The organism is Streptomyces sp. NPDC057617 (genome assembly GCF_042800555.1).
GTDB lineage: Bacteria > Actinomycetota > Actinomycetes > Streptomycetales > Streptomycetaceae > Streptomyces.
The window spans coordinates 233,749-259,419 of the sequence record NZ_JBHVGV010000005.1; the positions used below are offsets into that span (position 1 = coordinate 233,749).

A 25,671-nucleotide genomic window follows, 5' to 3' on the forward strand; every position below is an offset into this window, starting at 1 on the left:
TCCCAACGTGGTTGTGTGTGCGCGCTCCCCCCCCCCCCGCTGCTACTTCCTCCCCCCGGGCGGGTCGGCCGTACGGACGGGCCTTCTGTCCGCGCCGGCCCGTGTGCCGGGGCCGGCACGTCCGGCGAGTACGACGAACCGCTTTCGAGGCCGTCCGGCCTGCCGCCCGCGGGCATCGGGCCGCCGCCCGGTCGCGCCGACCCGGCCCCCGGGCCGGGTTCGCCCTCCGGCCCCTCCCGCCGCGGCGACTCGCCCCCGTTCGCGCTCACTTCGTGACGACCGCGCCGTCGGCGATCGTCTTGAGCTGCTCGTCGTACTCCTTCGCCGCGTCCTCCGGGGACGCGTCCCCCGTCGTCACCTTCTCCATCGCCTCGCCGATCGCCGTCGACACCTGCGGATAGACCGGCAGCGCGGGCCGGTAGTGGGTGTACTGGACCAGGCCGGTGAAGAACTCGATGCCCGGCATGGACTTCAGATACCGCGGATCGGCCGCCACGTCCTTCCGTACGGCGATCTGCGCGCCCACCACATCCCACTCGACCGCGTTCTCCGCGGTCTGCTGTGTCTTGATGAACTCCCAGGCGAGATCGGGGTTCTTCGCCTTCTGCGGGATCGCCCACGCCCAGCCGCCCGACATCGACACCGCGCCCGGCGCCTGACCGCGCTGTGTCGGCATCGGTGCCTGGGCGAGGTCCGTCGACCAGCGCGGCCACTCCTTGGGGCCCTCGTTGATCCAGTTCTGGCCCATCCAGGAGCCGTCCAGCGAGATCGCCAGCTTGCCCTCGGGGAACCACTCGGTCGCGACCCGGGTGCCGACGTTCGGGTCGAGCGCGTCCGAGACGTCCGGGCCGAGCTTCTCCCCGTACACCGTCCTGACGAAGCCCAGCGCGTCCCGGAAACCCTGCCCGCCCGCGACCCACTTCCGTGCGGACGCGTCGTACAGGGGGTCCTCGCCGGCCGCGCCCGTGCCGTAAAGGAGCATCTCGAAGCCCTGCATCACGGCCGCCTCGCCGGGGCCCTTGCCCGTGTAGACGTTCAGCGGGATGACCCCGGGGACCTTCGCCTTGACCGTACGGGCCGCGTCCAGGACGTCGTCCCAGGTGCGGGGGGACCAGTCGGCGGGCAGGCCGGCCTGCGCGAAGATCTTCTTGTTGAACCAGAGTCCGCGCGTGTCGGTGCCGTCCGGTACGCCGTACGTCTTGCCGTCCTCCGCCTTCGCGGCCGCCTTCGCCGTGTCGACGAACTGGTCCCAGGTGTCCCACTTCGCCAAGTAGTCGTCCAGCGGGCGCAGATAGCCGGCCTTGATGTCCGCGTTGATACGGAAGGTGTCCTCGTAGACCAGATCCGGCGCGGTCTTCGGCGACCGCATCATCTGCTGCGCCTTGGTGGCGTAGTCGTTGTCCGGCGCCTGGATCGGGATGAGTTCGACCTTCTTGCCGGGGTTCGCCTTCTCGAACTCGCGCTTCACGGAGTCCAGATAGTTGTCCTTGAAGCGGATCTTGTTGTCGGTGTTGCGGTTGTACGCGACCTTGACGGTGTCCGGGTCGCTGCCGGAACCGCCGCCGCAGGCGGTGAGGGAACCGGCGGCGAGGGCGGCGATGAGGATGAGCGGGGCGGTGGGGCGCACGGGCACGACCTCCTCTGAGCCACAGGGGGCTGCCCGGCGACCGTAGGACTGGGCCGTTACCATGGTCAATCCCCGTGCAACGACCGGTAGTTGGCGCCCCCCGGCGCAGCGGGGTGTTCGGCGGGCCGATCGGTGGGCCGTTCAGTGGGGTGCGGGGATCCAGCGGTACTGCAGCTCCGGCCGCCCGACCTGCCCGTACTGCGGACTGCGCGCCGCGCGCCCGTTGGTGACGAGATGCTCCAGATAGCGGCGTGCGGTGATCCGCGAGATACCGACTTTCGTACCGGCCTCGGCGGCGGTCAGCCCGGTGGGGGAGGCACGGAGGGTACGGGTCACCGCCTCCAGCGTCGGCGCGCTCAGCCCCTTCGGCAGCGAGGACGGCTGCGGCGCCCGGAGCGCCCCGAGCGCGCGGTCCACCTCCTCCTGGCCGCTGGCCTCCCCGGCGGCGGCCCGGAACTCGGCGTAGCGTGTGAGGCGGTCACGGAGCGTGGCGAACGTGAACGGTTTCAAGACATATTGCACGACCCCGAGCGAGACGCCCTCCCGTACGACGGCGAGGTCGCGGGCGGAGGTCACGGCGATCACATCGGCGTGATGGCCGGCGGCCCGCAGCCCGCGCAGCAACTGGAGCCCGTGCCCGTCGGGCAGATACAGATCGAGCAGAATCAGATCGATGTCCGCCCGCTCCAGCACCCGAGCGGCCTCCCCACGCGAATGCGCGACCCCGGCAACGGCGAACCCGGCGACGCGCCCGACATAGAGCTGATGAGCGTCGGCGGCCACGGGGTCGTCTTCGACGACGAGCACACGGATGGGCGGTCTGACACTCACGATGTCACCTCGGCACCGGACGCCGGGTCGTCGTCGCCGGGCTCGGCGCGATGGGCCGACGCGGCTTGGGTGCCGGGGGAGCGCCCCGTACGGTCGGCCGGGGCCGTACCGGAGCCCGGTGCGTTCTCGGCTTCCAGGCCGGGCCCGACCGTACCGGCAGCCGCTGGTGGCGCCGGTTTCGTACTGGCCGCCCGCTGCGCCGGGACCGTCCCCGCCGCCCCCTGCCCCGCGCTCAGTGGGAGTCGTACCGTGAACTCCGCACCGCCCTCCGCGCCGCGCGTCAGCGTGACCGTGCCGTGGGCGCGGTGGACCGACTGGCGTACGAGGGCGAGGCCCAGGCCGCGGTCCGGGCCTCGGGTGGACCAGCCTCGGCGGAAGACCTCGTCCATCGCGGCCGGGTCGACGCCGGCCCCCGTGTCCCGTACGCCCAGCAGGAGTTGCGCGTCCTGCACCAGCGCCGTGACCGTCACGCGCGCGCCCTCGCCGCCCTGCGCCGCGTCCACCGCGTTGTCGATCAGATTGCCCAGGATGGTCACCAGATCGCGCGGCGCGAGCGTCGCCGGCAGCACCCCGTCGTCGATACGGCTGTCCTCCGCCAGCACCAGCTCCACCCCGCGCTCGTTCGCCTGCGCCGCCTTCCCCAGGAGCAGCGCGGCCAGCACCGGTTCGCCGACCGAGCCGACCACGCGGTCCGTCAGCGCCTGGGCCAGCTCCAGTTCGGCCGTGGCGAACTCCACCGCCTGTTCCACCCGCCCCAGTTCGATCAGCGAGACGACCGTGTGCAGCCGGTTCGCCGCCTCGTGCGCCTGCGAGCGCAGCGCCTGCGTGAAGCCGCGCTCCGAGTCCAACTCCCCTGACAGCGCCTGAAGTTCGGTGTGGTCGCGCAGGGTCACGACCGTACCGCGCCGCTCCCCGCCGACCACCGGCCGCGTGTTGACGACCACGATCCGGTCGGCGGTGAGATGCAGCTCGTCCACCCGCGGCCCGGGGTCGAGCAGCGCGTCGGTGAGAGGCGCGGGCAGCCCGAGTTCTGGTACGGGACGGCCCACCGCGGACTCGTCGAGCCCGAGCAGCTCCCGCCCGCCGTCGTTCATCAGCGCGATCCTGCGCCCTCCGCCCAGCCCGCCGTCGAGCATCAGCAGCCCCTCACGTACGGCGTGCAGCGCGGCCTGGTGGTAGTCGTGCATCCGGCTCAGCTCCGCGGCGTTCATCCCGTGCGTGTGCCTGCGCAGCCGCGCGTTGATCACGTACGTACCGAGCCCGCCGAGCACCAGCGCCGCGCCCGCCACCAGCGCGAGCACCTTGACCTGCCGGGTCACCTCGGAGGAGATCCGGTCCACGGTGATGCCGACGCTCACCAGGCCGGTGATCCGGCCACCGTCCCAGACCGGGGTGACCGCCCGCATCGAGGGGCCGAGCGTACCCGTATACGTCTCGGTGAAGGTCTCCCCGCGCAGCGCCGGCGCCGTACGCCCCAGGAAGGGCATCCCGATCTGCGCCGGATCGGGGTGGGTCCAGCGGATCCCGCGGGGATTCATGATCGTGACGAAGTCGATGCCGGTGTCGCGCCGTACCCGTTCCGCGTAGGGCTGGAGCACGGCCGTCGGATCGGGCGTACGGATGGCCTCCCGTACAGAGGGCGAATCGGCCAGCGCGTGCGCCGTGGCCAGAACCTGCTTGCGTGCGGTCTCGTCCGCGTGGGCACGTCCCGTGATGTACGCGAAGAGCGCGCACCCCACGACCACGGCGGCGACCAGCACGACCTGCATGGCGAAGAGCTGGGCGGCGAGGCTGCGGGGCCGGGGCAGGTGCATGGCGCAAGTCTGCATCGCCGCATTCATATGAACGAAATGAACGTAACCGTGACCGGCATCACATGCTGATGGATAGTCGCCGGGACCCCCACGGACAGGGACGGGGGGAATCGCTGGTACGAGTCAAGGAGGACCCGTGGCCGCACGCCGGGACCGCACCCACTATCTGTACATCGCGGTGATCGCCGCCGTCGCGCTCGGCATCCTGGTGGGCTTCGCGGCTCCCGGTGTGGCCGTCGAGCTGAAGCCGATCGGTACCGGCTTCGTGAACCTCATCAAGATGATGATCTCGCCCGTGATCTTCTGCACGATCGTGCTGGGCGTCGGCTCGGTCAGAAAGGCCGCGAAGGTCGGCGCGGTCGGCGGGCTCGCGCTCGGCTACTTCATGGTGATGTCGACCGTCGCGCTGGCCATCGGCCTGGTCGTCGGCAACATCCTGGAGCCCGGCTCGGGACTGCACCTCACCGAGGCGACCCGCGGCGCGGGCGCGGCCCAGGCGGAGGGGGCGAGCGAGTCCACCGCGGACTTCCTGCTGGGCATCATCCCGACGACGATGGTGTCGGCCTTCACCGAGGGCCAGGTCCTCCAGACCCTGCTGGTCGCCCTGCTGGCGGGCTTCGCGCTCCAGGCGATGGGCTCGGCGGGCGAGCCGGTCCTGCGCGGCATCGGGCACCTCCAGCGCCTGGTCTTCCGGATCCTCGCGATGATCATGTGGGCGGCCCCGGTCGGCGCGTTCGGCGCGATCGCGGCGGTGGTCGGCGAGACGGGTCTCGACGCGCTGAAGTCGCTGGCGATCATCATGATCGGCTTCTACACCACCTGTGCGATCTTCGTCTTCGTCATCCTCGGCCTGCTGCTGAGGCTGGTCGCGGGTCTGAACATCCTCTCGCTGCTGAAGTACCTGGGCCGTGAGTTCCTGCTGATCCTCTCGACCTCGTCGTCGGAGTCCGCGCTGCCGCGTCTGATCGCGAAGATGGAGCACCTGGGCGTGAGCAAGCCGGTGGTCGGCATCACCGTACCGACCGGCTACTCCTTCAACCTGGACGGTACGGCGATCTATCTCACGATGGCCTCGCTCTTCATCGCCGAGGGCATGGGCGACCCGCTCTCCATCGGCGAGCAGATCTCCCTCCTGCTCTTCATGATCATCGCCTCGAAGGGCGCGGCGGGCGTCACCGGCGCGGGCCTCGCCACCCTGGCCGGCGGCCTCCAGTCCCACCGCCCCGAACTGGTCGACGGCGTCGGCCTGATCGTCGGCATCGACCGCTTCATGAGCGAGGCCCGCGCCTTGACGAACTTCGCGGGCAACGCGGTGGCGACGGTCCTGGTCGGCACGTGGACGAAGGAGATCGACAAGGCCCGGGTGGACCAGGTGCTGGCGGGCGAGATCCCGTTCGACGAGAAGACGCTGCTGGACGACGGGCACGGGGACACGGGGGCGGCGGACGCGGGTCCGACGATCCCGGACCAGCGCACGACGGACAAGGCGACAGTCTGACCCGAGGCGCTCTGCGCTTCCCGGTTCCGCTTTCCGGGTCCCGGTTCCTGCCTACCGGTTCCGCTTCCTGTTTTCCCTTCCCGCTTCCCGCTTTCCGACCAGGCCGGGGCTCCTCCCCCCAACCCCGGCCACCCCGCCGGGGCCTTTCCCCCCGCCCCGGCTCCCCCGGAGACCGGCCCGTACGGAGACGCTTCCGTACGGGCCGGTCTTCATGTGTGCCCGTACCGGATGGTTCCCCGGCGTCGGGGTGCCGGTTCGTCCTCAATCGCCGGACGGGCTTGGGCGGTCGGTGGGTGACTTTCCGTCGCGGGCCGCGAACTTCCGGCGCGGGCCGCGATTTACCAGCCCGTCCGGCGCTTGCTGAAGGACCGGCACATCAACTTCCTGGGCCGCTGCCTGTTCAGCATCACCGCCAGTGGGCCCAGCCGGGGACTGCGCCCCTTCCGCGACCCCCATGCTGCCGAGGACGACGACTGACGGCTCTTGCCGGGTTTTTCAGATCTGTCAGCCCATAAGCGTTGGTTTTCTTCATCGAGGGGCTGGTGGAAAGGCCACCTGGGACAGGTCAGCGGGGACGGGAGGCGGGAGCGGCTGCCGGGCCGTGCCGTCTGTTCGGAAAGCGTCGAGAAGGTAGCCGACGAGCCGTCTCGATGTCGCGGCTGCGGATTCCGGCGCGTGCTGCACTACTCCACTGTTGGCCATGAGGACCAGCGCGAGATCGTCGAATGTGAAGTCACGGCGGAGCTGTCCTGATTTCTGTGCGCGCTGGATGAGTTGCTTGAATCCGATTACTCCTTGCCGCAGTTTCTCCTCGACCATCGCCCCTTGCGGAAGTTGTTCGACGAAGGCGGCGCTGAAGCCGTGGTCCTGTGCCTGCATCGCTGTGAGCCCTTCCACGGCAGTGCGCAGCCCTCGCCAGGCGTCCGGATCCGCCAGAGCGGCTTCGACGATGGCGGCGCACTGGGCGAACTGGTCGGCGAAGACCTCGGTGAGCAGCTCCTGCCGGGTGAGGAAGCGCCTGTACAGCGTGGCCATGCCCACTCCGGCCTCGCGTGCGATCGCGGACATGGGCACGTCGATGCCCTTCGCCGCGAACAAGCGCCGTGCCGCGTCGAGAATCTTGTGCCGGTTCTCCCGGGCATCGGCACGCAGAGCCGTCGGCGCCTCCGCCTCGGAGGGCGCGCCCTCCACTGGTATCTGGGACTCTTCCGCCGTCATTTTTCCCACTTCCCCGCAAACGGATAACCCTGTCCGATTGTCTGCTTACGATAGCTCCACCGTTCCGCCGGAGAAAGCGAGCGCGAACTGTCACTGTCAGGAATGAGAAATTAACAATGCCTACTGCAGTCCTTATCGGAGCCGGCCCGGGCCTCGGCATCGCGATGGCTCGGCGCTTCGGGCGCGGGGGATACAAAATCGCGCTGGTCTCACGTAACCCCGATCGTCACCATGACGCCCTTCGGGAATTGGCCGGGCTGGGGATCGAGGCGGCCGCTTTCGCCGCGGACGTGCGTGACACCGCCGGGCTGGGCGCAGCTCTGGACGAGATCGAGCGGAATTTCGGCGGAATCGACTTCGTGTACTACGGGCCGTCGCCGCACAACATGACCGAGACACAGAAGTCGATCGACCAGATCACAGGGGCCGACGTCGAGGCGTCCATGGCCATGGTGCACCCGGCGGCGGACGTGGTCGCCAGGACGCTGCCCGGGATGCTTGCACGCAAGCGGGGTGCGTTTTTGTTCACCAGTGCCATCAGCGCCGTCCTGCCCGTTCCGGAGCTCGGCGCGATGACGGTGCCGGCGGCGGCAGCCCGCAGCTACGCCGTCACGCTCAACGCCGCGCTCGCCAAGCAGGGCGTCTTCGCCGGTGTGCTGCTCATCGGCGGGTTGATCAACGGCAGCGACATCCAGACGGCCATGTCGTCCTCGGGGCAGTCGGACGACGCCTACCTGCTCGACCCGGACCGCATCGCGGACACCGCCTGGGACCTGGTCGCCAAGGGCAAGACCCCCGAAGCCCTGATCCTGCCCGGCCGCAAGGGGCTGGGCCTGACCATGCTGCTGACGATCCGCCTGCTGCGGGTGATGAAGCGCAGCGCGCGCTCCCGCTCCACGCGCTGACCTCCCGCGTGCGTAGAAGGCCCGCCCTGCGCCGCCTGCGGGACAACCATGAAAACGATCAAGGAGACATGATGAAAGCCGTCGGCTTCCACACGCCCGGAGGACCTGACGTTCTCACCGAACTGGACCTCCCTGCCCCAGAGGCAGGGCCGGGTGAAGTACGCATCCGTGTCCACGGCGCCGCCGTCAATCCGGCCGACACCCTCATCCGCATCGGCGACGTCGACCTGGGAGCCATGCCAGGGCCGTACATCCTCGGCATGGACGTGGCGGGAGTCATCGACCAGGTCGGCCCCGGCGACTCCGCGTTCAGCACGGGCGACCGTGTGATGGCCGTCGTCATCCCCGACCGGCCCCACAACGGCGGGTACGCCCAGTACGTCGTCGTCCCCGCCGGACAGGTGACAGCCGCACCGAAGAACGTCAGCCTGATCGAGGCGGCCACCGTCCCGATGAACGGCCTCACCGCGCTACAGGGCCTGAACGTCCTCAACGCACGCCCCGGCGCAACCCTCGCGGTCACCGGCTCCACCGGTGCGTTCGGCGGCTACTTCATCGAACTGGGCAAGCGTGCCGGAGCACGCATCATCGCGGACTCCAGTGAGGCCGACGAAGCCCTCGTCCGCAGCCTGGGCGCCGACCTGACCGCCCGCCGCGGCGCGGGCTACGCCGCCGACGTCCGCCGGCAGATCCCCGAGGGCGCCGACGCCCTCGCGGACGCCGCCCTCCTCGGCGCCGACGTTCTGGACGCGGTCACCGACAACGGCCTCTACTCCAGTCTGCGCGCCATCGGGGAACGCGGCACCACCCCCCTCCCCGAACCCGCCCCGCGCGGCATCGACTACCGCTACTTCGGCTTCTACGAAAACCCCGACATCCCCGGCAGCCTGCGCGACCTCACCGAGGCCGTGGAAGCCAGGCAACTCACCCCCCGCGTCGCCGAGGTGATCGACCCCGCCGACGCCGGCCGCGCCCACGCGGCCCTGGAGGCCGGAGGAGTCCGCGGGCGATTCGTCCTGGACTTCTCACGCCCCTGACCTGAGACGCACCACCAGCCGCCGCGGTCCCAGCACACCCCATGACCGTCGCACCCTGACCCCTGACCCCTGACCCCAGACCCCGGCCAACGCTCCGCCCATCCAAGGAAGAGGGAACCAGCACCATGTCGAAGCTGACGCGATTCGAGGACTACAAGGACCGGTACGACAACGTGCGCTTCGACCGCACCCCCGAGGGCGTGGTCACCATGACCCTGCACACCGACGGTGACAGCATTGTCTGGGCGCCGGGAAGCGCGCACGACGAGGTCGCGTTCGCCTTCTCCGACGTCGCCGGCGACCCCGAGGTCGAGGTGCTCATCCTCACCGGCGCCGGCGACAACTTCATCGTCGACTACACCTACGGAGACTCCGGCGAGCCCATTCCCGCCGTCTTCATGGAACGGCTGGGCTGGTCCGGCTACCAGCTCATCACCAACTTCCTCGACATCCAGGTCCCCTGCGTGGCCGCGATCAACGGGCCGACCGAACTTCACTCCGAACTCGCCCTCATGTGCGACGTCGTCATCGCATCCGAGGACGCGACCCTCATGGACCGCGCCCACTTCGCGCAGGGCGTCGTCCCCGGTGACGGTGTCCATGTGGTCTGGCCGCTCGTCGTCGGGCAGAACCGCGCGCGCTACTTCCTCACCACCGACCTGAAACTCACCGCCCAGGAAGCCAAGGAATGGGGCGCCGTCAACGAGGTCGTCCCCAAGGACGCAGTACTCGCCCGCGCCCACGAAGTCGCCAACAAGCTTCTGGTCAAGCCCACCACCACCCGCCGGTTCACTCGACACCTGCTCACCCAGCCCTTCCGCAAGGCCGCGGTGAACGAGCTCAACCACGGCCTCTTCCTGGAGGGCTACGGCATGCAGATCTACACCCCGACCGGCGACCAGCCCCTCTATAAGGACTGACGCAACAGGGTCGCGAGAGGCTCGGCTTCCCTTCACGCCCGCTACCCCTCCGGCAACACGCACGACGTCGAGCGCCACCCCTGCCCACGCTGCCGGGCTGAACCCGGCTCGCCGTGCCGCGCGCGCTCCGGCGCGGTCGCCGGCCCCCAGTTCGAGGCCGCGCTCGCGCTGGCCCGCCAGATCAAGGCCCACGCCCCGCACTGCCGGGTCATCTTCACCGTGTACGAGATGAAGCGCCTGGGCCGCGACGCCGCCGAACTCACCGCGCTCGCCGACCACCTCACCGCCCACGGCCTGGTCCTGGAGATGCTCGCCGGGCCCCTACCCGGGATCTACGACCCCAGCGGGCCCGGCCGCCTGCTGTTCGCGTTCTTCGCCGCGATGGCGGAGACCGAGCGGGAGAACATCCGGGAGTCGACTCTCGAAGGACTCGACGCGGCGGCCCGCAAGGGCAAACACGGCGGCCGGCCACCCGTCATCACCGAGGACATGCTGCACACTGTGCTCCGCCGCCGTGCGAACGGCGAGTCGGTCGAGCAGATCCAGCCCGACCTGATCATCCCCACCGGCAAGCGCAAGGGGCGGGCGCCTGGCGTCGCGAGCATCTACCGGGCGCTCGCCGAGCACGAGAAGCAGGAGGCGTACCCCGAAGCCGTCGCCCAGGCGCACGCCGACTTCGCCGACCTCCAGGATGCCGACGACATCCCCCGCCCACGCCGAGTCCGCATCCGGCGGCCGGACGACCCGCTCACCCCCACGCCGACCGGACCATGGAGCGCTATTCCCTGGGCCGGGAAGAGAGTATTGCCGTCTACGGTATCGGCTTGGGAATTCTCGACCACTGAACGGGCAGCAGCGTCCGTATGTTCAGCAACAACTGACGTCGGGCAACAACCGGTGTCGGGCTTGGGGAATGGAGCCGCGGTGATCATCGTGGAAGGCGGCCGTTGTGCCGCGGTCCGGACGGACGAGGCGTCTGCTGTGTACGTCGGTGTGCACGCGGCACGCTGCGAACGCCCCGCTTCGCCCGAGCCTGCCCGTGCGGTGCCGGCAGTTGTGGAACTGAGCCGAGCGTTTGGCGGGATGACGGTGCGGGCCTTGCTCGGGGCGGAGTTCTCGCTGGATCCTCGGGGATCGGTGACCGTGTTCGAAGTCCCGTTCGGTCAGCCAATGGGACTCGGCGCGGTCGCCGCTCAGGCGCACGACCGAGACCCACTCGCGGCGGCTCGGGCCGTGGTGCGCGCTTGGTGATGGCAATCGCCGGACGGGCTTGGTTCTGCCGAATTCCGGCCCGTCCGGCGTTTGAGGGCGGAACCGATGCCCCCGGACCCGGGTGCGTGGTCGGTGCCGGCCGACAAATCAAGCCCGTCCGGCGATTGAGGACGAACCGGCTGCCGGGCGGGCCCGGCGAACTCCGTGCCCCCCGCCCCTGCCAGGCAAGCGTCCCCATTGACTCACCCCGTTCACATCCCTAGCCTCCAGTCCTGTACGTGGACGCCGCGCGCATAGGGAGATGCCTCACATGCTCACCATCACCGACGTCCGCCTCACCCCCGTCCTCGTGACCGACCCGCCCCTCCTCAACACCCAGGGCGTCCACCAGCCGTACACCCCGCGCCTGATCGTCGAAGTGGTCACCGCCGACGGGACGGTCGGCATCGGTGAGACGTACGGGGACACCAAGTACCTGGAGTTGGCGCGTCCGCTGGCCGAGCGGCTGCCGGGCCGCAGGGTCACCGATCTGAACGGGCTGTTCGCGTTGGCCGACCAGGTCGCCGTGGACGAGGCCCGCGTGGACGACTCCGTCGACGTCGGCGGACTCCGTGGCGTACAGACCGCCGACAAGCTGCGCCTGTCTGTCGTGTCCGCCTTCGAGGTGGCGTGCCTGGATGCCTGGGGCAAGGCCGCCGGCCTCCCCGTACATGCCCTGCTCGGCGGCAAGGTCCGTGACCGGGTCGAGTACAGCGCGTACCTCTTCTACCGCTGGGCCACGCACCCGGCCGCACACCCGGCCACGCATCCACGGGGCGAGACCGACGACTGGGGTGCCGCACTCGACCCGTCCGGCATCGTCGCGCAGGCCGAACGCTTCGCCCGCGACTACGGGTTCACCTCCTTCAAGCTCAAGGGCGGCGTGTACGAACCCGCCGAGGAGATCGCCGCCATCCGCGCCCTCGCCCGCCGCTTCCCCGGGCAGCCCCTCCGCCTCGACCCCAACGGCGCCTGGTCCGTGCGGACTTCGCTCAAGGTCGCCGACGAACTGCGCGACGTCCTCGAATACTTGGAGGACCCCACCAGCGGTACGCGAAACATGGCCGAGGTCGCCGCCCACGCCGACGTCCCGCTCGCCACGAACATGTGCGTCACCACGTTCCCCGAGATCCGCGAGGCCTTCACGACCGGCGCGGTCCAGGTCGTGCTGAGCGACCACCACTACTGGGGCGGGCTGCGCAACACCCGCGAACTGGCCGCGATCTGCCGTACGTTCGGCGTCGGCCTGTCCATGCACTCCAACACCCACCTCGGCATCAGCCTGGCCGCGATGACCCACGTCGCCGCCACCGTCCCGAACCTCGACTACGCCTGTGACAGCCACTACCCCTGGCAGACCGAGGACGTCATCACGGACGCGTCGAAGGAGCGGCTGACCTTCCGCGACGGGTGCCTGGACGTGCCCGGCCTCCCCGGGCTCGGTGTCGAACTCGACCGCGACCGGCTCGCCGTACTGCACCAGCGGTGGCTGGACGACGACGGCACGATGCGCGACCGTGACGACGCCGCCGCGATGCGGGTGGCCCACCCCGACTGGACGACACCGCCCGTACCGCGCTGGTAAGCAGCTGGTGAGTACGAGAACGGTACGGGTACGAGAACGGGACGGGTGCGGGAATGGTACGCGTACGCGAACGGTACGGGTACGAGAACGGGGCCCCGGATGCGTTCTCCAGGACCCCGTTCCGTACGACCGGCGCGGCGGCTCCGAGCCCCCGCACCGCACCGTCCGCTACCAGCTCACCGGCAGCTCCATCGGGAACCGCCGGATCGTCTCCGTGTCCCAGCGCACCTCCTCCGCCGGCACCGCCAGCCGCAGCCGCGGAAAACGGTTCACCAGCCCCCCGATCGCCGCCTCCAGCTCCGCCATCGCCAGCGGCGCAGCGATACAGCGGTGTCCGCCCCAGCCGAACGTCATGTGCGGGGTGGGCGTACGGTCCGGGTCGATGACATCCGGGTCGGTGAACCTCTTCGGATCGCGGTTCGCCGTCAGATACGAGACATGGACGAAGTCGCCCGCCCGGATCGTGACCCCCTCGATCTCGACGTCCTCGGTGGCGATACGGGGAATGCCGACGCCCTTGCGGAACGGAATGAAGCGGAGCAGCTCGTCCAGCACCCGCGTCAGCTCCGCGGGCCGGTTCCGTACCTGCTCCATCAGATCGGGCCGGCCGAGCAGGATGTACGCGATATTGCTGATCTCGCAGGTCGCGGTGTCGTGCCCGCTCAGCATGAGGGTCAGTGCCATGACCGCGAGGTCCTGGTCGTCGAAGGCGTCGTCGCCCTCCTTCGCGGCGGCCAGGGTGCTGATCAGATCGTCCCCCGGCTTGCGCCGCCGCTCGGTGACCAGCCCGCCGAAGTACTCACGCAGCGCCGACTTCGCGTCGGCCGCGGCCTGCCGGGTGCTCTGTCCGGTGGACAGGAGCTGGTGCGCGTACTCCTGCATCCGCGGCCGGTCCGCGGGTGCGATGCCGAGCAGCTCGCAGATGGTGTGCTGGGGAAGCCGGTCGGAGAGATGCCGTACGAGGTCGGCGGGCGCGCCGTGCTCCTCCATCTCGTCGAAGAGCTGGTTGGCGATGGCCTCGACGGCGGGCCTCATCCGGTCCACATGCCGCTTGGTGAACGCCTGCGAGGCGAGCTGGCGCAGCCGGGTGCTGCGGGGCGGGTCGATCACATTGATCGACTCCGGCGAGACGATCGGCTCCGGCGTCAGCCGCGGATAGTTGCGCCCGGTGATCGCCGCCCGGCTGAACCGGTGATCGGTGGTCACCTGCCGCACCCCCTCGAACCCCGTCACCAGCCACGCGTCCGCGTCGCCATAGGGCAGCCGGATCCGGGTGACCGGATTCCTGGACATGAGGTCCGCGAGCAGGGGATCGAATTCCAGGCCTTCGCTGAAATCGAACGGACAGGTGGTTGTTTCGCCAATTTCGGTCATCGCGTACTCCATAACGAGCGCGTACGGTCATCCGGCCAAGAAGACGGACGTTGCGAGCGAGGGATGGGTACCTCCCTCTTTTCGGCTGTATGCCTCGGGCAGCGCAAATGGGTGCGGGTGGCCGCCGACGTACGCCGCCTCCTGGAATGGGTGTCTCCCGCCCCCGGCGGATCGGCCGGAGACGGGAGACGGGTGGGAGACGGGCGGGAAACGGTTGACGGAAGACGGAAGACGGCAGACGGGAGACGGAAGGCGGCAGACAGGAGACGCGAGACGGGAGAGGCTGCCTTACTCGGCGGTCAGGAACTCGTCCATGGACAGAGGACGGTTCACGACGCGGATGTCACCGACGTTGCCGTGGAAGACGACGTCGATGGCGCCGGCGTATTCGTGGCCGCCCACCAGCCAGGGCAGTCCGAGCGAGGTGAGGCCGACCGACACCCGGTTCGGGTTGTCGACGACCGGAGCGCCCTCGACGTACAGCCTGGTGAAACGACCGTCGTTGACCACCGCCAGGTGCCACCACTTGAGCTCCACCATGCCGTGACCCCAGTTGGTCGTCGGGTAGGTGTCGTTCAGCGGGTAGTGGTTGAACTGCGCCTCGCGGCCGTTGTTCGTGATGGCGAACTGCGCCAACGGCTCGTTCGGATCGGTGTTCTTGCCGTGCTTCCCGGCTGCCCCGGCCGAACCGCGGCGGCTGAGTATCGACGCGTTGCCGTTGTTGCCGGAGTCCCAGTCCAGCGGCAGCATCACGAACGTCTCGATCGTGTACCCGGATCTGAACGTCTCGGCGTTCAGCGGAGCCTTCGCCCCGGTGGTCAGGTACGTGCCGTGGACCGGGTTCCTGCCGCCGGTGAACTTCAGGCTGGCGTGCCCGGGCTGGTCGGGGTGGTGGGCGTCGGACCAGGTCAGCGCGTCGGCGGCGGTGCCCGGTACGGTCACCACCGTCAGATCGTTGCCCTTGCCGGACAGGTCGCGGATCGTCTGGCCCGCAGTGAGCGGGGTGCCGGGCGCGCCCTGCCCGTCGAAACGCCAGTACGCCAGCGTGCCCTTCACCAGCTCCTTGCTTGCCGGCCGGGCGGGCCGGACCGGAACGGGGATGAAGCCGGCGAACCGCTGCTCGAAGTCGATCGGGATCGAGAAGTTGTCGACCGGGCCGGTGATCCGGGCGTGCTCGGCCGCCAGCTCGTTGCGGGACTCCGGTTCCTGGGCCAGGATCCACGGGTTGATCGTCTCGACGTCGACCGTGTCGCGGGCCAGGTCGAAGTGGTAGAGCCGGATCATGGCGCCGCCGCCGAAGTAGCGGTTCTGGTAGTTCGTGATGTGCATGTACACGTCGTTGCCGGCGGCGTTCTTCCTGGTCATGCGGCCGGGCGGCCAGTAGTGGCCGTTGAGGGTCAGGAAGACCTGGTCATTGTCATTGATCAGCTTGTCCCACATCACCTGACCGTTGCCCACGATCACGGCGTTGTTCTCCGGGTCGCCGGACTCGTACGGGAAAACGTTGTCATCGTATGGAGAGGCGACGATGTCGTGCGACGTGACGATCACCGGCATCTTCGGGTGGGCCTTGATGACCTTGTTGGCCCACTCGTAGCCCTGATCGGTGGTCCGCCAGTCCAGGGCCAGCAGCAGCCACGAGCGGCCTGCGGCCTGGAAGATGTGCGCGGTGTTGTAGCCCGTCTCGTCCGACCCGGCGAACGTCTTCGAGTGCCGGAACCGCTGCGGGCCCATGGTCCGGAGGTACGGCGTGTCGCCGCGGCTGTCGTCGCCGGTCACGTCGTGGTTGCCGGCCAGCACGCTGTACGCGGCACCGTGCGAGTCCAGCAGCGCGAACGCCTTGTCGACCTGCTCGAACGACGACGCGTCGGCGTCCTGCGTCATGTCGCCGAGGTGCGCCATGAACACGATGTTGTTGTCGGGGTTCCCGCTGTTGTTGATGATGTAGCGGAACGACTCCTCCTGCGGCGTCCGGTTGACGCTGTCCTGGCTGCCCCAGTACAGGAACTGGGTGTCCGGCATGACCGCGAGGGTGAACTGGAGGGCGGTCGGATCCGGCCTCCACGTGCCGGTCCTGCCGTTCTTGTCGCTCTTGGCGACGTCCGCGGCGAACGCGGGCGTTCCACCGAGCGCGGACGCGCCGACTCCTGCCGCTGCCGCTCCCGCACCGGCCAACGCAGTGTTGCGTAGAAAACCTCGCCGACTCTGCCCGGTCGGCTCTTGTGACTGATCGTCACCGTTCGTGGACATAGGGGTTCTTCCCGGGTCGATGGCTCATACAGCAATGACGCTATGCAGAAGCGGCCCAGGCTGGGCAGACGTGAGATGACAAACGCAGATCAAGCGTCCGTCCAAGGTTGAAAGCGCGAGTCAAATCACGGCCGCGAGCTGATTTCTTGATGAGCGGGCAGTAACCAAAAGAAGTCGAGCCCCGGCGGGTGTCATGCCGTTCGCCTGATCCCCGGCAGCAGCCCACCCCCGGCACCTTCACTCACGGGCCCGATGCGCTACGCGGACTCCGCACGAGCCTCGCTGGAACAGGCCGCTGAACAGCGACTTCGACGAAACCTGCTCGACCAGGACGCACCCTGAACGCAATCATGAGCGCGTGACGTCGACCGAAGCAGCGGCAACCGCCCTACAGGACTACGCCATCCTCTGGAGCGTCGGAGATGTCCGCGCGAGCGACGTCGTCAATGCCGCCTGCGATGCACTCGTCGCCGGACTCGACAGCCCCGGCCTTCGAATCCTCGCCGCGTGCACACGCGCCGAGGCCGACTACGACGTCCACGAGTTGCTTCCCGCGGCACTCGACGAACTCAACCTCACCTTTCATCCGGTCGTCGGCGTCGCCGGCCAAGAAGCCGCCGCCCGGGCGCTCGCACGCCGCATGCTCGCCGGCAAGCTGACACCTTGGGAGTTCGCTTTCCGGATTCACCAGCGCTACGGGCATGAGCTACCGCTGACTGAACGGCTCGCCGAACTCGATGACGAGTACGACATCCTCGAATTCGGCGACAGAACAGTGGACCAGGTCAATGCGGAGGTCCTGGCCGAAGCCCGCCGTCTCGCGGGCCACCCTCAGGTTCCCGCCGAACCCACGGACGGACCCGGCTGATGCGCACTGACCGACACCCTCGGATGCGACGTGCGCGCTCCTGCTGATCGCGTCCGTTGGTGGCGGTTCGGTGACCGTTTTTGGACGTGATCGGCACGTGGTAGCGCAACCCGTGGGTTGAGTGGGGCCGTCCTTGGGGGTGTTCGGGCGATCAGTCCCGGCCCTTGACTCCCCGCTCCTGCCCCTGTGCCATGCCTGGTTCACAACCTGCAACTTCACATAAAAACCACATTGGAGGAACAGTCGTGAAGCGTTCATCACTTGCCGCGGTCAGCCTGGTGTTCTTGTTGGTGTCGACCGTGGCCGCGTGCGGCTCGGAGGATACGGACACGGGTGCGCAGGCGCCCGATGATCGCGCTCCCAGTGCCTCGGCGGTCAAAGAGACCGATGCCGGCGCGGCGTCCGCCGAGACGGTTGACGCGTGTACGTTGCTCAAGGCTGCGGAGATCACGCCGGTCATCGGGAAGAACGACGGCGGGCGGCCCGATGGCGGGGTGGGGGAGAGTGTGTGTCTGTGGGAGAACCCCGACACCTACCACTCCGTCACGTTGAGTATCGGCTCGCCCGGCACGGCCGTCCCTGGGCAGTCGTCCGCGGGCTCCGACAACATCGAATTCGGCTCCGGCAATATGGCCGAGTTCGTCGTGGGTGACCGGGCCTGCACGCTCCAAGTCGTCACCAGCGTGACCGACGAATCCGACCGTCCGACCGCGGAGAAGCTCATCGGCCTCGTCCGCACACGGCTCTGACGGACCGGCCTCGCTGCGGTGACCGGCTCGTACGGACACCGATGCGTCCGTACGAGCCGGTCGCCGGTCGCCAAGCGTCGCCCCGCGCCTCGCGCCCCGCGCCCGCTCAGCCGAACGGGATCCGGATCACCGACTGGTTGCCGGTGCCGAGTGTGCTGGTGCCGTTGCCGATGGCGTTCCAGACCTCGACACGGACCTTGCCGTTGACCAGGTTGCCGTGCGATCCGGTCGCCGACTTCAGGCCGCTCGCCTGGCTGTAGTGCTCGTAGCCGGCCACTGGATCGGTTGCGAAGTACAGATACGTCTCCGTACGGTCCCACGTGCCGTCGCCCGTACGGTCGTAACTCACCCGCACCTGCTGCCCGTTGCCGACCGTCGCGCCCGAGTCGACGAAGAGGTCGAACTGCGTCGCGCCGCCGTTGTACGTCCGGGTGATACCGCCGGAGGTGAAGACCTGCGGGTTGTGCGGTGTGCCGTCGTAGTTGGCGCCGCCCGCCGAGGCGAGCGTGGCCGTCGTGGCGGAGCCGGAGGCCGCGCCGAGGCCGGAGCCCGCCGGGTACAGCGTCGAGGACCCCGAGGGCGGCGGGTCCGTGGGCGGGTCGGTCGGGGGATCGGTCGGGGGTGTGCCGCCGCCGCGGGTCCAGACTGCGACGTAGTCGACGAGCATGGGCCGGCCGGGCACGGTCGCCGCCGTCGGGGTCGGGCCGCCCAGCGCGTCCGGGAACGCGCCGCCGACCGCCACATTGAGCAGCAGGAAGTACCCGGCGTGCTCGGTCATATTGGCCCAGGTGACCGCGTCGAGGCGGTCCTGCCGTATGGAGTGGTAGAGCTGCTCGTCCACGTACCAGCGCAGCTCGTTCGGTGCGACCGAGCGGTCCCACTCGAACCGGTACGTGTGGAACGCCGACTGGCAACTCGCCCCGGGGCAGGCGCGGTTCGCGCCGAGCCCGGTGGTCTCGTTGCACGCACCGCCCGGGCTGACCCCGCAGTGCAGCACGCCCCACACGGAGTTGATCCCGTTGACGTTCTCCATGATGTCGAACTCGCCGATGCCCGGCCAGTTCCAGTAGTTCCCGCGGTACGGCGAGCCGAGCGCCCAGAACGCGGGCCAGTAGCCGGCGGCCGCGGCCCCGGTGACGTTCGGCATCTGGATACGGCCCTCGATACGGAGGGTGCCGCCCGCCGGGGCCTTGAAGTCGGCGCGCTTGGTCTCGATACGGGCCGAGGTCCAGTTGCCCGCGCCGTCCCTGAGCGGGGTGATACGGAGATTGCCGTTGCCGTCGAGACTCAGATTGTCGGGGCTCGCGGTGTAGTTCTGGATCTCGCCGGTGCCCCAGTTTCCGGGCCCGCCGGGGTAGCCGTGACCGGTGTCGATCTGCCAGTCGGCGGCGGACGGAAGAGCCCGGTCGGGGCCGTTGAAGTCGTCGCTCCACTGGACGGTCCAGCCGGGGGCGGGCGGAATGGCGCCCTGCGCGGTGCCCGCGGCCGTCAGTCCGACGAAGCCCGCCAGCGCGACGGCCAGGGCGAGGGCCGCGGCGAGGAGGGGGGTACGGGGAGTGCGTCTGGTGCGGCTCGTTCTCAAGGAAACACCTCCGGTGAGGATGGTGCGTGCCGAAGAGGACCTGGGGGTCAGGAACCCGATGCTCTGAGAGCGCTCTCAGTACGTCTTGTAGTGCCCGGCCGGGCAGCCGTCAATGGCCCCGGCCGACCCACTCGGGAGCCATGTGCCCCAGCCCTCGCGAGCCGTGTCCGCCGGCCCTTGCCCTGACGTCGGCGTCAAGGATTACGGTCGACCGCATGCGAATCGGTGAGCTGGCGGAGCGGGCCGGAACCACCGCCCGGACTCTGCGCTACTACGAGTCCCGCGGGCTCCTGCCCGCACGGCGCGCGGTGAACGGATACCGCACGTACGACGAGAGCGATCTCCGGCTGCTCCGGCAGATCAGGACCCTTCAGGACTTCGGGTTCGAACTGGAGGAGACACGGCCGTTCGTGGAGTGCCTGCGCGCCGGGCACCCGGCCGGGGACTCGTGCCCGGCCTCGCTCGCCGTCTACCGCCGCAAGCTCGCCGAACTGGACGGTCTGATCGACCAGCTCCAGTCGGTACGCGCCCAGGTCGGGGCGCAACTCGCCCAGGCCGAGACCGCGCAGGCGGAAGCTGTGCAAGCCGCCGCGCCCCCGCCCCGGTGCGAGCTGACCGTACCCACCGCACAACACCCCACCCACGAAGCCAACGAGGGAGAACACAAATGATCAAGGCAACGGGCGCCAGAGCAGCAGGCGTCGACTCCGTCACCGACGCCGACTTCGACGACGAGGTACTGAAGGCCGGCCTCCCGGTCCTGGTCGAGTTCACCGCCGACTGGTGCCCGCCGTGCCGCCAGCTCGCCCCGGTCCTGAGCGCCGTGGCCGAGGAGGAGGCCGCCCGTATCAAGGTCGTACAGCTCGATGTGGACACCAACCCGCTGACCACCACCCGCTACGGCGTCCTCGCGATGCCCACGCTCATCCTCTTCCGCGCAGGCGAGCCGGTGAAGTCGATGGTCGGCGCCCGCCCGAAGCGCAAGCTGCTCCAGGAACTGGACGAGGGACTGGCCGACGGGCTGGACCGCCCCCGACCCTGACCAGCGACGCAACAAAAAATCCCCGGTCCGAATTGACGGCCGGGGTATTCGTCTGCGTATATTGAGTGTTTCCATGCTCTCATTTGGACTGTGAGGTGCAGGAAACTCATTAGTGTGCAGCGTATCGGACAGGGGCTGAATTGTCAACCACGGAATCCAATCGGGGATCCAATCAGGAATCCACCGACGAATTGCGGAATGAGCAGCAATTCATCTCTGTCCTCTACGAGCGCCTCGACGCCCTCCGGGACCAGGCCGAGACCGCCATGGAGGCGTCGGCCGGCCAGATCACGACCGTACGGCAGGCCCGGGTGGAGCGGGACATCAGCGTCGCGGAACAGTCCCACCGCCTCTCCACCCTCAATGCCGTTGAGAGCGGTCTCTGCTTCGGCCGCATCGACCTGCACGACCCGCAGGGCGACACCGCCACGGGCGCCAATACCCACCACATCGGACGAATCGGAATACGCCTCGACGACGAGGACCGCACCCCCCTCCTCATCGACTGGCGCGCCCCCGTCGCCCGCCCCTTCTATCTCGCCACCGGCTTTTCCCCGATGGGCCTGCGCCGGCGCCGCCACATCACCACCCAGGGCCGCCGCGTCACCGCCCTGCACGACGAGATCATGGATCTCACCGACACCACCCGTACCGGCTACGAGGACCCGGACGCCGACGCCGTCCTGCTCTCCGCCCTCAACTCCGCCCGTACCGGCCGGATGAGCGACATCGTCCAGACCATCCAGGCCGAGCAGGACCGCATCATCCGCGCCCCGCACCGGGGCGTGCTCGTCGTCGAGGGCGGCCCCGGGACCGGCAAGACCGCCGTCGCGCTGCACCGGGCCGCGTATCTCCTCTACGCCCACCGCGAGCAGCTCGCCCGCCGCGCCGTGCTGATCGTCGGCCCCAACCCGGCCTTCCTCGGCTATATCGGCGAGGTGCTGCCCTCGCTCGGTGAGACGGGAGTGCTGCTGGCGACGGTCGGTGAGCTGTTCCCGGGGGTACGGGCCACCGGTACGGACACTCCCGCCGCGGCCGAGATCAAGGGCCGGGCCTCGATGCCCGAGGTGCTGGCCGGCGTGGTGCGCGACCGGCAGACCGTGCCCCACCGTGCCACCGAGATCGCCCACGAGGGGTACGGAACGCTCCTCCTCGACCGCGCCATGGCCGAGGACGCCCGCTGGCACGCCCGGGAGACCGGCCTTCCGCACAATCTGGCGCGCCCGCACTTCGCCTTCCATGTCATCGACGCCCTCACCGAGCAGCTCGCGGAGCGGCTCGGCGCGGATCCCCTCGGCGGTGAGAATCTGCTCGGCGCCGACGACATCGCCCAGCTCGGCAAGGAGATCGCCACCAGCCGCGAGGTGCACGCCGCGATCGAGGAACTCTGGCCGCTCCTCACCCCGCAGCGGCTGATCGCCGACTTCCTCGCCGAACCCACCCGCCTCCCGGACGGCGACGCCGAGCTGATCCGCAGGTCCGACGGCCCCTGGACCCCGGCCGACGTACCGCTGCTGGACGAGGCCGCCGAACTCCTCGGCGAGGACGACAGCGCCGCGCGCGCCGCGGCCGAGGCCGAACGCCAGGACCGGATCGCCTACGCGCAGGGCGTGCTCGATCTCTCCGAGGGCTCGAAGACGTACGAGTTCGAGGACCAGGAGTCCGAGGTGCTCGCCGCGCACGACATCATCGACGCCGAACGGTTCGCGGACCGGCAGGAGGAGGCCGACACTCGGAGCGCCGCCGAACGGGCCGCCGCCGACCGCACCTGGGCCTTCGGCCATATCGTCGTGGACGAGGCACAGGAACTCTCCGCCATGGCCTGGCGGTTGCTGATGCGCCGCTGCCCCACCCGCTCCATGACCCTGGTCGGCGACCCCGCCCAGACCGGCGACGCGGCGGGCTGCGACTCCTGGCGGCAGATCCTCGCGCCGTACACCGGCGACCGCTGGCGGCTGGCGCGCCTCGGCGTCAACTACCGTACGCCGGTGGAGATCATGGAGGTCGCGGCCAGGGTACGGCGGACCGCGGACCCGCTCTTCGAACCCCCGAAGTCGGTACGGTCGACCGGCCGCGCCCCGCTCGTCCGTACGGTGGAACCGGCGGCTCTGGTACGTACGGCCGCCGCGCTGACCTCGGATCCGGCGCTGGCGCACCCGGGCGAGGGCCGGCTCGCGGTGATCGCCCCGGCGACTCTGCTGCCCGCCCTCGCGGCCGAACTCCCGGACGCCTCCTGGGGATCCGAGCCCGATCTCACCCGGCCGGTGGTCCTGCTCGGCGCCCGCCAGGCGAAGGGCCTGGAGTTCGACACGGTGATCGTCGCCGACCCGGACGGCATCCTGAACGCCTCGCCGCGGGGTACGAACGACCTGTACGTGGCCCTGACCCGGGCGACCCAGCGGCTGGGAATCGTACGCACCTGACCGCACCTGACCGCGCCCGACCGTCAACGGTACGAAAACAGTGCGGAAACGGTACGGAACGGCCCCCGCCGGAATCACCCCGGCGGGGGCCGCACCGTACAAAAACCCTCACACCGGCCGCAGCCACACCGTCGCCAGCGGCGGCAATGTGAGCTGGATGCTCTCGGGCCGCCCGTGCGCCGCCACCGGCTCCGGCTTCACCGGCTCCGCGTTCAGCACATCACTGCCGCCGTACCGCGCCGCGTCCGTGTTCAGGATCTCCGTCCAGGACGCGAACTCCTCGGGCACACCGAGCCGGTACTGCTGCCGCACCACCGGCGAGAAGTGCGAGACCGCCAGCAGCGGCGCGCCGTCCGCATCGAAGCGGAGGAAGGCGAAGACATTGTCGTCGGCCGCGTCGCCGTCGACCCACGCGAAGCCCTCCGGCACGGTGTCGCGCTCCCAGAGCGCGGGTGTCGCCGCGTAGACAGTGTTGAGATCGCGCACCAGATCGCGTACGCCCCGGTGGTCGGCCTCGGCCTCGTACGACGGATCGAGCACCCACCAGTCCGGGCCATGCCCCTCCGACCACTCCGCGCCCTGCGCGAACTCCTGCCCCATGAAGAGGAGTTGCTTGCCCGGATGGGCCCACATGAAGCCCAGGTAGGCACGCTCGTTGGCGCGTTGCTGCCACCAGTCGCCGGGCATCTTGGAGACCAGCGCGCGCTTGCCGTGCACGACCTCGTCGTGGGAGATCGGCAGGACGTAGTTCTCGCTGTACGCGTACACCATGGAGAAGGTCATCTCGCCGTGGTGGTACTTGCGGTGGACCGGCTCCTTGGAGACATAGTCCAGCGAGTCGTGCATCCAGCCCATGTTCCACTTCAGCCCGAAGCCGAGCCCGCCGAAGCCGTCGGGTCCCACATGGTGGGTGGCGCGGGTGACGCCGTTCCAGGCGGTGGACTCCTCGGCGATGGTCACCACCCCCGGACAGCGGCGGTAGACGGTCGCGTTCATCTCCTGGAGGAAGGCGACGGCGTCCAGATTCTCGCGCCCGCCGCGCTCGTTGGGGGTCCACTGGCCCTCCTCGCGCGAGTAGTCGAGGTAGAGCATTGAGGCGACCGCGTCGACCCGCAGCCCGTCGACATGGAACTCCTCGCACCAGTACACGGCGTTGGCGACCAGGAAGTTACGGACTTCCGTGCGGCCGTAGTCGAACTCCAGCGTCCCCCAGTCGGGGTGCTCGGCCCGCTGCGGGTCCCCGTGCTCGTACAGCGGCCGGCCGTCGAACTGGGCCAGCGCCCAGTCGTCCTTCGGGAAGTGGGCGGGCACCCAGTCGACGATCACCCCGATGCCCGCGCGGTGCAGGGCGTCGACGAGATACCGGAAGTCGTCCGGCGTGCCCATCCGGGAGGTCGGCGCGTAGAAGCCGGTCACCTGATAGCCCCAGGAGCCGCCGAAGGGATGCTCGGCCACCGGCATCAGTTCCACATGTGTGAAGCCGAGGTCGCGGACGTACGCCGGGAGCTGCGCTGCGAGCTGACGGTACGTCAATCCCGGCCGCCAGGACGCGAGATGGACCTCGTACACGGAGAACGGCGCCTCGTGCACCGGGCGGTCGGCGCGGCGCGCGAGCCACTGCTCGTCACGCCACACATGGTGCGACTCGGTGACCACGGAGGCCGTCGCGGGCGGCACTTCCGTACGGCGTGCCATCGGGTCGGCGCGCAGGGTGTGCGAGCCGTCGGGGCGGGTGATGTCGAACTTGTACAGCGCGCCCTCGCCGATCCCCGGCACGAACAGCTCCCACACCCCGGTGGAGCCGAGCGAGCGCATCGGCAGGGCGGTGCCGTCCCAGTAGTTGAAGTCGCCGGAGATCCGTACGCCCCGGGCATTGGGTGCCCAGACGGTGAAGCGGGTGCCGGCCACGCCCTGGTGGGTCATGGTCCGGGCGCCGAGCGCCCGCCACAGCTCCTCGTGCCGGCCCTCGCCGATCAGATGCAGATCGAGTTCGCCGAGCGCGGGCAGGAAACGGTACGGGTCCTGCACCTCCAGCTCGTCGAGCGCCTCGCCGGTGTCGCTGTAGCGGACGAGAAGCGTGTACTCCGGTACGGCTGCGAAGCCTTTGACGGGTTTGGCGGTTCTGGCGGGTTCGACGGCTTCCAGCGGCAGGATCCCGGAGAAGAAGCCGTCGCCGTCGTCGTGCAGCGCGGCCCGTACGGCACGCTTCCCGGCGGGCTCCCCGGCCATGACGGCCACGACGGTCACTCCGCGCGCGTACGGCCGCAGCGTCCGGAACAGCACGCCGTCCGCCACCGGGTGCGCGCCCAGCAGCGCGTGCGGATCGTGGTGCGAGCCGTTGAGCAGCCGCTCCCGGTCCGTGTCGTCCAGCGCGGGCGCGGCCCGCACCGCACCCGCATGCCCGCCGGGGTCGTCGCGCGGCGGGGGAGCGGTGGCGCCGGAGTCCTGCGGGCGCTTGCGGCGCGCGGGCTTCTTCCCCGCCCCGGCGGCCGGGGCGGGGACGGAGGTGGTGGGGAGCGTGGGCTCCGAAGGACGGTCGGACGGCGTGCGGGCGGTCACGGGGGCTGCCTCCTCGGCGGTGCTGCGGCGGTGCCGCGCTGGATGGACGGAAGGGCTCGGGCGGCTCGGACGGATCAGACGGGTCGGGCGGATCGGACGGAACAGGGCTGATCGGGTCTGATCGGGCGGCTCGGGCCG

General features: G+C 69.6%; 18 protein-coding genes and 1 pseudogene. 11 read left to right on the forward strand and 8 right to left on the reverse strand.

Features of this window, described 5'->3' with window-relative positions; all coding sequences use genetic code 11:
• Positions 1-265 precede the first annotated feature (265 nt).
• The 3 genes from ACFU9P_RS15000 to ACFU9P_RS15010 form a co-directional block, all read right to left on the reverse strand.
• On the reverse strand, positions 266-1,627 hold the full coding sequence (locus tag ACFU9P_RS15000; protein WP_384080495.1) for an ABC transporter substrate-binding protein: 1,362 nt from the start codon (positions 1,625-1,627) through the stop codon (positions 266-268).
• A gap of 141 nt (positions 1,628-1,768) precedes the next feature.
• The gene (locus ACFU9P_RS15005; RefSeq protein WP_384080497.1) at positions 1,769-2,458 is read right to left on the reverse strand and encodes a response regulator; all 690 of its coding nucleotides are present in this window, start codon (positions 2,456-2,458) and stop codon (positions 1,769-1,771) included.
• Positions 2,455-4,272, reverse strand: a complete 1,818-nt coding sequence (locus ACFU9P_RS15010; protein WP_384080500.1) for an ATP-binding protein — start codon at positions 4,270-4,272, stop codon at positions 2,455-2,457. The genes ACFU9P_RS15005 and ACFU9P_RS15010 overlap by 4 nt, the downstream gene beginning before the upstream one ends.
• A gap of 136 nt (positions 4,273-4,408) precedes the next feature.
• Here ACFU9P_RS15010 and ACFU9P_RS15015 point away from each other — a divergent pair, with 136 nt between their 5' ends.
• On the forward strand, positions 4,409-5,770 hold the full coding sequence (locus tag ACFU9P_RS15015) for a cation:dicarboxylate symporter family transporter (protein WP_384080503.1): 1,362 nt from the start codon (positions 4,409-4,411) through the stop codon (positions 5,768-5,770).
• Between the two features lie 528 nt (positions 5,771-6,298).
• Here the strand turns inward: ACFU9P_RS15015 and ACFU9P_RS15020 are convergent.
• The gene (locus tag ACFU9P_RS15020; protein WP_376371725.1) at positions 6,299-6,988 is read right to left on the reverse strand and encodes a TetR/AcrR family transcriptional regulator; all 690 of its coding nucleotides are present in this window, start codon (positions 6,986-6,988) and stop codon (positions 6,299-6,301) included.
• Positions 6,989-7,104: 116 nt separating this feature from the next.
• Here ACFU9P_RS15020 and ACFU9P_RS15025 point away from each other — a divergent pair, with 116 nt between their 5' ends.
• From ACFU9P_RS15025 to ACFU9P_RS15045, 5 genes and pseudogenes are all read left to right on the forward strand, one after another.
• Positions 7,105-7,893 (forward strand): SDR family NAD(P)-dependent oxidoreductase, encoded by a 789-nt coding sequence (locus ACFU9P_RS15025; RefSeq protein WP_384080507.1) that lies wholly within the window; start codon positions 7,105-7,107, stop codon positions 7,891-7,893.
• Positions 7,894-7,961: 68 nt separating this feature from the next.
• Complete coding sequence (locus ACFU9P_RS15030; protein ID WP_384080510.1) at positions 7,962-8,930, forward strand: NADP-dependent oxidoreductase; 969 nt, start codon at positions 7,962-7,964, stop codon at positions 8,928-8,930.
• A 125-nt stretch (positions 8,931-9,055) separates the two neighbouring features.
• Positions 9,056-9,850: an enoyl-CoA hydratase/isomerase family protein gene (locus ACFU9P_RS15035; RefSeq protein WP_384080512.1), complete on the forward strand. Its 795-nt coding sequence runs from the start codon at positions 9,056-9,058 to the stop codon at positions 9,848-9,850.
• A gap of 63 nt (positions 9,851-9,913) precedes the next feature.
• Positions 9,914-10,567: pseudogene (locus ACFU9P_RS15040) on the forward strand (recombinase family protein); the annotation flags it as partial.
• Positions 10,568-11,363: 796 nt separating this feature from the next.
• Entirely contained in the window at positions 11,364-12,686 is a 1,323-nt protein-coding gene (locus ACFU9P_RS15045) for a glucarate dehydratase family protein (protein ID WP_384080515.1), read from the forward strand.
• 168 nt (positions 12,687-12,854) lie between these two features.
• Here the strand turns inward: ACFU9P_RS15045 and ACFU9P_RS15050 are convergent, their stop codons facing one another.
• The gene (locus tag ACFU9P_RS15050; RefSeq protein WP_376371711.1) at positions 12,855-14,060 is read right to left on the reverse strand and encodes a cytochrome P450; all 1,206 of its coding nucleotides are present in this window, start codon (positions 14,058-14,060) and stop codon (positions 12,855-12,857) included.
• A gap of 288 nt (positions 14,061-14,348) precedes the next feature.
• Positions 14,349-16,235 carry a LamG-like jellyroll fold domain-containing protein gene (locus ACFU9P_RS15055; RefSeq protein WP_384080518.1) on the reverse strand — a complete coding sequence of 629 codons (1,887 nt, stop codon included), beginning with the start codon at positions 16,233-16,235 and terminating at the stop codon, positions 14,349-14,351.
• 433 nt (positions 16,236-16,668) lie between these two features.
• Between ACFU9P_RS15055 and ACFU9P_RS15060 the strand changes: the two genes are divergently transcribed.
• Both ACFU9P_RS15060 and ACFU9P_RS15065 read left to right on the forward strand, forming a co-directional pair.
• On the forward strand, positions 16,669-17,178 hold the full coding sequence (locus tag ACFU9P_RS15060; RefSeq protein ID WP_384080521.1) for a hypothetical protein: 510 nt from the start codon (positions 16,669-16,671) through the stop codon (positions 17,176-17,178).
• 245 nt (positions 17,179-17,423) lie between these two features.
• Positions 17,424-17,927, forward strand: coding sequence for a hypothetical protein (locus ACFU9P_RS15065; protein WP_384080524.1), 504 nt, complete (start codon positions 17,424-17,426; stop codon positions 17,925-17,927).
• A 106-nt stretch (positions 17,928-18,033) separates the two neighbouring features.
• Here ACFU9P_RS15065 and ACFU9P_RS15070 read toward each other — a convergent pair whose 3' ends face one another.
• Positions 18,034-19,509 (reverse strand): glycoside hydrolase family 16 protein, encoded by a 1,476-nt coding sequence (locus tag ACFU9P_RS15070; protein ID WP_384080527.1) that lies wholly within the window; start codon positions 19,507-19,509, stop codon positions 18,034-18,036.
• 215 nt (positions 19,510-19,724) lie between these two features.
• Between ACFU9P_RS15070 and ACFU9P_RS15075 the strand changes: the two genes are divergently transcribed.
• From ACFU9P_RS15075 to ACFU9P_RS15085, 3 genes are all read left to right on the forward strand, one after another.
• The gene (locus ACFU9P_RS15075) at positions 19,725-20,180 is read left to right on the forward strand and encodes a MerR family transcriptional regulator (protein ID WP_384080530.1); all 456 of its coding nucleotides are present in this window, start codon (positions 19,725-19,727) and stop codon (positions 20,178-20,180) included.
• Positions 20,177-20,551: a thioredoxin gene (trxA, locus tag ACFU9P_RS15080; protein WP_376371695.1), complete on the forward strand. Its 375-nt coding sequence runs from the start codon at positions 20,177-20,179 to the stop codon at positions 20,549-20,551. The genes ACFU9P_RS15075 and trxA overlap by 4 nt, the downstream gene beginning before the upstream one ends.
• A gap of 191 nt (positions 20,552-20,742) precedes the next feature.
• Complete coding sequence (locus ACFU9P_RS15085; protein WP_384080533.1) at positions 20,743-22,974, forward strand: HelD family protein; 2,232 nt, start codon at positions 20,743-20,745, stop codon at positions 22,972-22,974.
• Between the two features lie 108 nt (positions 22,975-23,082).
• On the opposite strand, the gene glgB is transcribed toward ACFU9P_RS15085, so the two are convergent.
• On the reverse strand, positions 23,083-25,533 hold the full coding sequence (gene glgB, locus ACFU9P_RS15090) for a 1,4-alpha-glucan branching enzyme (RefSeq protein WP_384080536.1): 2,451 nt from the start codon (positions 25,531-25,533) through the stop codon (positions 23,083-23,085).
• Between the last annotated feature and the right edge of the window lie 138 nt (positions 25,534-25,671).